Below are 10,465 nucleotides of genomic sequence, written 5' to 3' on the forward strand. Positions count from 1 at the left end.
TCTACGAAATCTTTCTTTCAATCAGATCCAACATGTCTCCAACGTTTTTAAGTGTTTTCAATTCTTCCAATTTCAAATGTATTAGAAATTCTTTCTCAATAACAACAATCAGCCTGATGTGATTAAGCGAGTCCCATTCTTCAATATCGGCAGCCACAGTCTCTCGTGACAGTTCAATTAAATCACTATCGAAAACATCCCTGAATATTTCTGTTAAACGTCGACAAATCTCTTCTTTTGTCATCAATTAACCTCGATTACTGAATTTTTATTGATCCAGCCCAGTGAGATATCCAGTTTCCAGACGGTATTTTTACCTTCTGAACCCGAAACCTGGTCAAACCCAATTTCAGAAAACAACTGGCTGACAATTTTGTTTTTACTCGTCGGATAGTAATAACCATAGATGACTTTTACCCTCTTTTCCTGTGCCAATAAAACAAATTGATCAAACATTGCCAGCTCCATCCCTCGTTTAAGGACGCGGCAACTCATGAGCCAGAGATCTATATCAAGCACCTCGCCTCTAATGGTTCCAGCCATGACGGAAACGAGGCCATTATCGCCAAATTTGTCGTGGAGACGACCATAGAGCGTGAGACAGCCGTCATCTCTGGCAACTTTTTCCATTTCAAGTACTGTGTAGCGGCGAGTGGTGACGTTAAATTGATTGGTCTTGTTTGTTAGCTGAGTAACGCGATCTAAATATAGCGGGGTAATTTTGTTAATATCCGCTTTCATTTCCAGAGAGCGAAGATATGAATCATAACTTTCAAAACGGGTCCGAAAGCTCTCTCTAGTCTGATTATCCGAATAGAACGCGCTACGCCGAGCGTCTTCTGTCGACAAGGAAATCACCTCAAACAAGCCGCTTCTGTCAAGAATTCCGATATAGTCCGCGACGCTATTCCCCATCTCCGGAACGGTCACTTGTGGCTCGTTATTTCTCACAATATCTCGCTCTGCGGGGTTGTCATCGACGAAAACAAGGCTATCCATACCAATGTTGAGTGACTTTGAAATACTAAGAATATTTTGATGCTTTGGCGACCAGTTGGCTTTAAAAACCGAAAAATCATCAACGGACAGGATGCTGTCTGGATGTGAAAATCCTTGGCGTGCACTCTCCTCATCATTTTTTGAGCAGGCGGCAAGAATCACTCCCCTGCTTTTGAGCGTTTTAACGTATTTCTGAAACTCGGTATAGGCCTCGGACTGTGCGGTTTCATTACCGATCTGTATGCCCTCCAGCCCATCATCGCCAATAACTCCACCCCACAGCGTGTTGTCCAGATCAAGCACAAGACATTTCTTTGTTTTGCCAAAAATCGCATTAATGATGGATACCACGCTGTCAGCGAGAAAAGGAATAGCTGAGATACTCATGGCATATTTATATGAATACCACTGCGTTTTGTCGTACCAACGCTGCAGGCCGACCCATGCTGATAGGTAATTTATATCGTTGAGGTGAAGATTGGCGCGCAGCCGTGCCTCTTCGCCAAATCGAATATTGAGCTCGGAAATGAAACGACTTCTCCCGTGCAGGGCATATCCATCGTAGTTTCCTAATCCACGACAATAGGGCTGTTCAAAATTATTTTGAATTACCGGGCAGGAATGACCTGTTTCGATCCTATCCCAAATAGTTTTGAATTTCTCAATTTGACTTGTAAGCAAAGAATCAATAGCGTCGGCGCTATCTTCAAAACGTGGAAAATCTGAAATATTAACCGCTGATGTATGGATGTAAATTAAATCCGGTTTAAATTTATCCAATTCATCATTGTGAAAAATGGCGTCTTCGTAGTAGTGGTTATACGCTGACTCATAGAATTCCGGCTTGATTCCGCTATTGAGTAGGAAAATCTCAAGCATGTCTTTGACTTCGGATGTTGTGGAGCCACCGAGTATGGCTATTCGCTTTTCTTCGGCCTGCCGGTGACTCAATAAATCTTTTCGGATTGATTTCTTCTTGCGTAGAAGATAATCAATATTCAACGGGTGGCTAAATGGATCTAGCATGCTGTCAAAGTCCATCAATGAACATGCAAATTGGGTATGGCCGTCACCATCTGCCCGCCCCATGCTTTTACATAGTCTAACTGCAAGCTTATTTCAGCCTTAAGATTCCACGGCAGGATCACCACATAATCCGGCTTTGTTAGTGTTAGCTGCGCCTCCTCCACGATGCCAATATGGCTACCGGGCATGAATTTACCCTGCTTCGCCGGGTTCCGATCTATCACGAACGCAATCAGGTCAGGGCGAATGCCAGCGTAATTTAGCAGGGTACTGCCTTTTGCCGCCGCCCCGTAGGCTCCCACTTTCAAGCCTTGGCGCTTGGCGTCGATCAGAAAGGCTACAAAATCATTCTTGACTCTTTCCGCCATGGCCTGAAAGCCACTGTAGAAGGCCGTAGTATTCATTGCCGCTTGCGCTTCGACCTTGCGCACCCTCGCCACGTCAGGCGAAACCTCCTGTTGGCCGCTATCGCTGCGTTGACCATAGATTCGCAGGCTACCACCATGCGTCGGCAGTTCTTCCACGTCAAATACGGTCAGGCCGTTGCGTGCAAAGATGTGTTCAACGGTAGTCAGGGATAGATACGAGTAATGCTCGTGGTAGGCGGTATCAAACTGCTTTTCCTGCACCATGCGCAGCAGATGCGGAAACTCGAAGGTCGCCACGCCCCGTGGCTTGAGTAGTCGATAAAAGCCGCCCACAAAATCGTTGATATCCGGGACATGGGCCAACACGTTATTGGCAACGATGAGGTCAGCTTGCTGGCCGTCAGCGGCAAGCTGGTCAGCGACTTCCGAGCAAAAAAAACGCTCGACAATAGCCAAGCCCTTGGCTCGTGCTGCCGCCGCCGTGCTCGCGGTAGGTTCGACGCCGTAGCAGGGAATTCCAGCAGCCTGCACGTATTGCAGCAGGTAGCCATCATTGGCGGCAATCTCGACCACGCGGCTGCTCATATTCAGGCCGAAACGCTCGCTCATCGCCTGCACATAGCGCTGAGCATGGGTCAGCCAGGAGGTCGAAAACGAGCTGAAGTAGGCGTAATCCCCGGTGAAAAGCGCTTCCCGACCGGCATAGTCCTCGGTTTGCACCAGCCAGCAGGATTCACAAACCATCAAACGCAGCGGGAAGCACGTTTCCGGAGCGTGCAGGCGATCCCTGGTCAGATAGGCATTCGACGGCGGTGCGCTGCCCAGATCCAGAAACGGCAGGCGCAATTCGCTGGCGCAATGGCGGCACTTCAAAGACCTACTCCTTCAAATTCAATCGTGATCAGCCGGTACGCCGCATCCCTGGCGGAAAGTTCGGTAATTGGCAACGGCCAGGTGATGGCAAGCCTCTCGTCCTGTGGATTCAGCCCCCGTTCAGAAGACGTGTCATAGGCTTCGGAGTGGCAATACAGCAACTCCACATCGTCTGTCAGTGACTGCAAGCCATGGGCAAATCCCTCAGGAATCAAAAGCGCGCGGCCATTCTCCGCTGACAGGTGTTCTGCGTGCCAGTGCAAAAAGGTTGGTGAGTGCGCTCGCACATCAACCGCCACATCCCACACCTCTCCCCGGAGACAGCTCACCAGCTTCATTTCATCGTGCGGCGGGCGCTGAAAGTGCATGCCCCGCACCGTGCCCCGCATGGCAGTAACGGCGTGGTTGATTTGGGCAACCGGCTTTACCCAACCCGCAGCGACCAACTCATCCCTGCAGAAGAGCCGTGACAAAGAACCGCGATTGTCACCCAGTCGTTGGCGTTCGACGAGTTTCAGGCCGGCCAGTGGCAAGTTTGTGACTCTGAAACGTTTCAAGTCGTCACCGCCCTCAATTTCAATGCCTCATACGCGGCAATTTCCGCCTCGCATAAACCTCGCGCGCCAGCGCCTTCCTGTTGCGCCCGATACCAGGCCATAGTACGGCTTACCGTTTCAGCCAACGCCAATTTCGGCGCGAACCCCAACGCTACCTGCACCTTGACCGTATCCAGCGCCAGCCAGTCGGCTTCGTGCAGGCCACAGCTCGCGTCACCGAAGATCAGGCCGCCGCTACCGTAAGCTGCGCACGCAAGCTCCGCAAGCTCGCGCACCGTCACCTCCGCATCGGTTTGTGGGCCGAAGTTATAGGCGCCGGCTAATCCGGGATGCTCCCAAAGCTTCTGCGCAAGGACAAGATAACCGGCAAGTGGCTCCAGAACGAACTGCCAAGGGCGGGTCGCCTGCGGGCAACGAATCTCCAGGGGGTCGCCAGATTGCCACGCTCGAACAGCGTCTGGAATCAGGCGATCCGGCGACCAGTCGCCACCACCAATAACGTTGCCGGCTCGCGCGCTAGCCACCGCCACTCCAGCCTTGGACAAGAAGGCGTCACGGTAGCTGCTGATAACAATCTCGCTGGCTGCCTTGCTGGCGCTGTAAGGGTCGTGCCCACCCAGAGCATCATCTTCACGATAGGGGTGCGGGTATTCCAGGTTACGGTACACCTTGTCGGTCGTCACCATCACCGCCACCCGCACGCCGTCGAGTTTGTGCAAAGCGTCGAGCACATGTGCGGTGCCCATCACGTTGCTGGAAAACGTTCCCAGCGGATCCCGGTAACTGGCGCGCACCAGCGGCTGGGCAGCCAGATGAAAAACAATCTCGGGACACGCTGCACGTACAACGGCGGCCAATGCCGGTGCATCGCGAATGTCGCAATAGTGACTGCTCATGCCTTCAGCTACGCCAGCGAGGTCAAACAGGTTCGGCGTCGTATTCGGGGGCAAAGCGATGCCAGTAACAAAAGCCCCCAGTTTTTTTAGCCACAGCGCCAGCCAGCCACCTTTGAAGCCGGTATGCCCGGTAAGAAGAACACGTTTCCCGCACCAGAAATCAGCGTCGAGGGTCATCACCACACCTTCCACGGCGCCTGGCCAGAACGCCACAACTCTTCCAGCATATTTTTTTCGCGCAAGGTGTCCATCGGCTGCCAGAAGCCGGTGTGTTCGAAGGCCATAAGTTGCCCTTGATTCGCTAAACATTCCAGTGGAGTCGCTTCCCACGCTGTTGCATCATCGGCAATCATCGATAACACTCTGGGAGATAACACAAAGAAACCGCCGTTGATAAGGCCACCCTCGCCGCGCGGCTTTTCAGTAAATCCCGCGACACGCAGGCCATCCAATTGGAGCGCGCCGTAGCGGCCTGGCGGCTGTACCGCCGTTACCGTAGCCAGTTTTCCATGCGCCTTGTGGAAGGCGATGGACGCCGCGAAATCGACGTCCGCCACGCCATCGCCATAGGTGAAACAGAAGGCTTCTTCGTCTTTCAGGTGGTCGGCCACGCGTTTTAAGCGTCCTCCGGTCATTGTGTCTTCACCCGTATCCACCAACGTCACGCGCCAGGGTTCTGCCTTGCGTTCATGCACCTCCATGCGATTTTCTGCCATATCGAAGGTTACGTCGGACATATGCAAAAAATAGTTGGCGAAATATTCCTTGATCATGTAGCCCTTGTAGCCGCAGCAAATAACGAACTCATTGATGCCATGGGCTGAATACATTTTCAGGATATGCCACAGAATGGGCATACCTCCGATTTCAATCATCGGTTTGGGTTTAAGGTGGGTTTCTTCGGAAATACGCGTACCCAATCCGCCTGCCAGGATAACTGCTTTCATGAGTTCATCACCTTATCCTTCACACCAGCGTGCCCACATCCCACGGTAAGCCGCCTCTACCTTGCGGGCGAATCCCGTCTCATCCATCAAAGGGGCTGATTCCATTTCTTTCCGCAGCCCATCGCGCCAAGTGGCGAGCTTGGGCAGATCTGTCGCCATGGCGACGACGATCTCGACATATTCGTCTTCTGAGGATGCAATCCATTCCGCATGCCCTGCTGCATTCAGGATAGAGCTTCCCAGTCGCCCGACACTAGGGCGCCCTGCCAGGGTCACAAAGGGCACACCCATGTACAGGGTTTCAATCAAGGTGGTTCCTGAATTGTGGGGAAAGCAGTCCAGGCCGATGTCGATGCCGCGCAGCACATCCCACGGTGGGCTGTGGTAACCAATCGCCAAGCGCTCCGGGCCAATTCCGTGGGCGGAAAATTTCTCTGCCAATGCCTCTTGCATGGCGACATTGCGAAAACTACCGCTATCGATCACCAGCCGCGCGCCCTCAACTCGTTTCAATATCTCCGACCATACCCGGATCGTGCGGTGGTGGATTCGCACCGAACGGGTCAGCGTACCGAAGGTGACATAGCCGCGCTCAATGGCTGGCAAGGGACTGACCAGACCCATGCCTTCCGCTGGTCGGTAAGCGTAGCTCGGGGTCGCCAGGCGCCAGGGGGTTTCCGAGAACAATCGTTCACTGCCTGTCGGTACGGTGGCTTCGTCGGTCAGGTAATAGTCTATTGCGCTAAGGCCAGTCGTGTAGCCGTAACCCAGCCACGACACGGACACCGGCGCAGGTTTGCGGGCAAACACCTGCAAGCGGTTCTTAGCGGTGTGGCCGGCAAGATCCACCAGAATATCGATGCCATCGGCACGAATTCGCTCGGCCACAGCGTCGTCAGACATGCCCCGCGTCGGCACCCAGTGATCCACATAGCCCTGATACCTTGCTGTTACGGCATCTTCATCGGACAGTTCGGCGTAAGCATGGACATCCACGATGCTCTTGTCGTGGTGAGCCAACAGTGGCTCCAGAAAGTATCGGCACGAATGCTCACGGAAGTCCGGCGAAACATAACCCACCTTAAGGCGGCGATTGGCGTCCCGGTCGTTGCTGTGGGTCCGCCATTTTTCCCGCTGCGGCAAAGCAAATCGTTCATCGTACTCACGATACGCAGCAAAAATTTCTTCGCCGCTCGTGTCCGGGTGATAGTTCAGAGTAAACAGCAGATTGCTGTGTGCATCGACATAATCCGGTTTGATCTCTAAGGCACGCCGATAGCTCGCCAAGGCATCATCGAGTTCTCCTCGATCTTGCCAGACCACGCCCAGATTGAAGCGTGCCTCGGCAAAATCGGGTTTAATCTCCAGCGCCCGCTGGAAGCTCGCCATGGCTCGATCAAGTTGCCCGAGGTCACGCAAAGCATTACCCAGGTTATTGTGCGCCTCGGCGTAATTGGGTTTAATCTCCAGCGCCCGCCGCAAGCTCACGACGGCGTCATCGAGTTGCCCCTGGCATTTCAGGGTAACACCCAGGTTGCTGCAAGCCTCGGCATAATCGGGGTCAATTTCCAGCGCCCGCTGGAAGCTCGCCATGGCGTGATCAAGTTGTCCAAGTTCGCGCAGTGCATTACCCAGGTTGTAGTGTGCCTCTGCGTAATCCGGTTTGATTGCCAGTGCCTGACGCAAGCTCGCCGCAGCGCCATCAAATTGCCCGAGGTCTTGCAGGGCAACCCCAATGTTGTTGTGCGCCTCGACGTAATCCGGTTTAATCTTAAGCACCCGCCGAAAACGCGCCACGGCGTCATCGAGCTGTCCAAGTTCGCGTAAGGCATTGCCCAGATTGTAGTGCGCCTCGACGTAATCCGGTTTGATCGCCAGCGCCTGCCGGAAGCTCGCCACAGCGTCATCAAGCTGCCCGAGGTCACGCCAGGCAACCCCCAAATTATTGTGCACTCCGGCATCGTCTGGCGAAAACCTTGCAGCATTTTTCAGAGCGTACAACGCTTCATTACCCTGTAGATGAAGAGCAGCCCACAACATCTTCCAGACGAGCCCGGACTCGGGATACTGTTCAAGCAATAACCGGGAACGGCTTTCCAGTTCGGCGTGGCGCCCCGTCTTGAACAGAGCAGCAAGCTGATCACATTCAGCTTGCGGCAATGATTTCGTGGGGCTCCCCTTTTTCACAACGCTTTTTTGCGCAATCCTCGACGCTGATTCGGCCCTTTGCCGCAGGGATTGGGCCGCCGGTGTATTGAGTCCGCGCTGCATGGCGGCCTGGATTATGTTCAGCGCCTCCTTGACCTCGCCCGTAAGCAGTAGCGCTTCGGCATATGACAGCGCGTACAGCCCTTGGGCCGGATTGACGGCCAATGCGGTTTTCAGATAAGGCAACCCGGCCAAATGCTGCCCAAGCTGGCAGGCCAATACACCCAGATTGTGGTTGGCGTCCTGTTGATTCGGCTCGACTGCAAGAACTGCTCGATAAAGTTCTTCCGCCTCGGCCAGTCGTCCGCCTTGATGATAGGCGACCGCCTGTTGCAGCGCAACGTCAAGCGGCAGGGTTTGAGGATCGGTAGCGGACATGGCTGAGCGGGCAGTCGGGGAACAGTCGCGAAGTGTATCAATGTAAAACCATTCAACAAAGCAATAAGCACAGCAATCGTGTCAGTTCATCCTTGCCTTACCCAAAAAGGACCGATAAGATCACCGACCTTGGAATCAAGAATCAACCCGTGGAGAAATAGAAAGAAGAGTTGAACCGGGTTGAGGTTTCATCCACCGTAAAAGCTTGGCAAGAATCCGTGCCAAGCAATTCACCCCGCAGAGAGGCAAAGATGGGCTTGGGTATCTGGATGGCAACGATTTTTCGCGTGCGTGCCGATCTGTCGAACGCTATGTCGGTTCAATGAGGACCGGGACAATGAACAGCACCGCACTGCGCAAATTCGCCAATCCCCTGTTCGCCGGCCTCCTGCTCAGTCTCACCAGCCTGCTCGCCGTTGCCGCCCCAACGGTCAGCCTGAACGCCCCGGCCAACACGAGCAAGTACCTGGCTCCGGCCACCGTCAATGTCAGCGCCAACGCCACTGCCGAGGCCGGCGCCACGATCACCCAGGTAGCCTTCTACGCCAACGAACTGCTCATCGGCACCGATACTCGGGCACCCTACAGCGTCGCCTGGACCAACGCGCCAGCCGGCAGCTACGTGCTCACGGCGATCGCCACCGACAGCAAGGGCGCCATGGCGACTAGCACCGCCCGCAGCATCACAATTACCGACACCAACATTCCGCCAACCGTGGCCCTCACCGCCCCGGCCAACAACAGCAAATACCTCACCCCAGCCAGCCTCACCGTCTCGGCTAATGCCAACGGCGTCGAAGCCAACACCCCGATCACCCAGGTCGAGTTCTATGCCAACGGCACCCTAATCGGAACCGACACCACCAGCCCCTACAGCATCAGTTGGGCGAGTCCACCGACCGGCACCTACACAATCACCGCCAAAGCCACCGATAGCACCGGTGGCGTTACCACAAGCAGCGCCAGCACGGTAACGATCACCGCCAGCGACACCCCGCCAACCGTGACCCTGAGCACCCCGGCCAACAATGCCAAATACCTGGCCCCGGCCACGGTGACGCTCACCGCCAGCGCCAGTGGTGTCGAAGCCAATACGCCGATTAGCCAGGTCGAGTTCCTCGATGGCAGCACGGTCATCGCAACGCTTACGACCAGCCCCTACACCTTTGCCTGGACGACGGCCACAGTTGGTACCCACAGCCTCACCGCCCGGGCCACCGACAGCGGTGGTGCAGTCGGCACCAGCATTGCCCGAAGCATCACGATTACCGACACCAACACCCCGCCGACAGTGGCCCTCACCGCCCCGGCCAACAACTCAAAATACCTCACCCCAGCCAGCCTCACTATCTCGGCCAACGCCAACGGCATCGAAGCCAACACCCCGATCACCCAAGTCGAGTTCTATGCCAACGGCACCTTGATCGGAACCGACACCACCAGCCCCTACAGCATCAGTTGGGCGAGTCCGCCGACCGGCACCTACACAATCACCGCCAAAGCCACCGATAGCTCCGGCGGCGTTACCACCAGCACTGCCAACACGGTGACGATCACCGCCAGCGACACCCCGCCAACCGTGACTCTGGGCACCCCGGCCAACAATGCCAAATACCTGACACCGGCCACGGTGACGCTCACCGCCAGCGCCAGCGGCGTCGAAGCCAATACCCCGATCAGCCAGGTCGAGTTCCTCGACGGCAGCACGGTACTGGCCACACTGACCACCAGCCCCTATACCTATGCCTGGACGACGGCCACGGTCGGCACGCACAGCATTACCGCCCGAGCCACCGACAGCGGCGGCGCCGTCGGCACCAGCATTGCCCGCAGCATCACAATTACCGACACCAACATCCCGCCAACCGTCAGCCTCACCGCCCCAGCCAACAATTCAAAATACCTCACCCCAGTGAGCCTCACCGTCTCGGCCAACGCCAACGGCATCGAAGTCAACACCCCGATCACCCAAGTCGAGTTCTATGCCAACGGCACCCTAATCGGAACCGACACCACCAGCCCCTACAGCATAGCCTGGGCGAGCCCACCGACCGGCACCTACACCCTCACCGCCAGGGCAATTGCATCAAATTCCCTTTAACCCGAGGAGACTGGCGCGATAAGCATCGGAAGAAGCGGCGAGAATGCGACGAGTATAGACACCCCCTTTTTTCTTGGAGGTGTCGAGGCGGAAAAGATTGAGGACGAGGCGA

The 10,465-nt window shown here is 55.2% G+C and carries 8 protein-coding genes and 1 pseudogene; 1 reads left to right on the plus strand and 8 read right to left on the minus strand.

Annotated elements, in window-relative coordinates; genetic code table 11:
- Position 1: 1 nt before the first annotated feature.
- From Q1J43_RS01820 to Q1J43_RS01850, 7 genes are read right to left on the minus strand one after another with little or no spacing between them, the layout of a single operon-like run.
- Positions 2-244, minus strand: coding sequence for an acyl carrier protein (locus tag Q1J43_RS01820; RefSeq protein ID WP_301100601.1), 243 nt, complete (start codon positions 242-244; stop codon positions 2-4).
- A complete protein-coding gene (locus Q1J43_RS01825; RefSeq protein ID WP_301100602.1) occupies positions 244-2,088 on the minus strand; it encodes an HAD family hydrolase in 1,845 nt (614 codons plus the stop codon). The genes Q1J43_RS01820 and Q1J43_RS01825 overlap by 1 nt, the downstream gene beginning before the upstream one ends.
- Entirely contained in the window at positions 2,040-3,266 is a 1,227-nt protein-coding gene (locus tag Q1J43_RS01830) for a class I SAM-dependent methyltransferase (protein WP_301100603.1), read from the minus strand. Before Q1J43_RS01830 ends, Q1J43_RS01825 begins: the two co-directional genes overlap by 49 nt.
- Entirely contained in the window at positions 3,263-3,823 is a 561-nt protein-coding gene (locus tag Q1J43_RS01835; protein ID WP_301100605.1) for a dTDP-4-dehydrorhamnose 3,5-epimerase family protein, read from the minus strand. Before Q1J43_RS01835 ends, Q1J43_RS01830 begins: the two co-directional genes overlap by 4 nt.
- Positions 3,820-4,932 (minus strand): CDP-glucose 4,6-dehydratase, encoded by a 1,113-nt coding sequence (rfbG, locus tag Q1J43_RS01840; protein ID WP_301100607.1) that lies wholly within the window; start codon positions 4,930-4,932, stop codon positions 3,820-3,822. Before rfbG ends, Q1J43_RS01835 begins: the two co-directional genes overlap by 4 nt.
- On the minus strand, positions 4,896-5,666 hold the full coding sequence (gene rfbF, locus Q1J43_RS01845) for a glucose-1-phosphate cytidylyltransferase (protein WP_301100608.1): 771 nt from the start codon (positions 5,664-5,666) through the stop codon (positions 4,896-4,898). Before rfbF ends, rfbG begins: the two co-directional genes overlap by 37 nt.
- A gap of 12 nt (positions 5,667-5,678) precedes the next feature.
- Positions 5,679-8,252: a tetratricopeptide repeat protein gene (locus tag Q1J43_RS01850; protein WP_301100609.1), complete on the minus strand. Its 2,574-nt coding sequence runs from the start codon at positions 8,250-8,252 to the stop codon at positions 5,679-5,681.
- A 337-nt stretch (positions 8,253-8,589) separates the two neighbouring features.
- On the opposite strand from Q1J43_RS01850, the gene Q1J43_RS01855 reads away from it, so the two are divergent.
- On the plus strand, positions 8,590-10,353 hold the full coding sequence (locus tag Q1J43_RS01855) for an Ig-like domain-containing protein (RefSeq protein WP_301100610.1): 1,764 nt from the start codon (positions 8,590-8,592) through the stop codon (positions 10,351-10,353).
- Here Q1J43_RS01855 and Q1J43_RS01860 read toward each other — a convergent pair.
- Positions 10,339-10,465, minus strand: a pseudogene (locus tag Q1J43_RS01860) (ISAs1 family transposase); the annotation flags it as partial. The gene Q1J43_RS01855 and the pseudogene Q1J43_RS01860 overlap by 15 nt on opposite strands.

Origin of the sequence: Propionivibrio sp., from assembly GCF_029255185.1 — a bacterium.
In the GTDB taxonomy this organism is placed as follows: domain Bacteria; phylum Pseudomonadota; class Gammaproteobacteria; order Burkholderiales; family Rhodocyclaceae; genus Propionivibrio.

What these genes read in the sequence shown, in the direction of transcription:
- Q1J43_RS01850 (WP_301100609.1), bottom strand. Translation starts at nt 8,252, where the DNA reads ATGTCCGCTACCGATCCTCAAACCCTGCCGCTTGACGTTGCGCTGCAA.
- rfbF (WP_301100608.1), bottom strand. Translation starts at nt 5,666, where the DNA reads ATGAAAGCAGTTATCCTGGCAGGCGGATTGGGTACGCGTATTTCCGAA.
- Q1J43_RS01820 (WP_301100601.1), bottom strand. Translation starts at nt 244, where the DNA reads ATGACAAAAGAAGAGATTTGTCGACGTTTAACAGAAATATTCAGGGAT.
- Q1J43_RS01825 (WP_301100602.1), bottom strand. Translation starts at nt 2,088, where the DNA reads ATGGGGCGGGCAGATGGTGACGGCCATACCCAATTTGCATGTTCATTG.
- Q1J43_RS01855 (WP_301100610.1), top strand. Translation starts at nt 8,590, where the DNA reads ATGAACAGCACCGCACTGCGCAAATTCGCCAATCCCCTGTTCGCCGGC.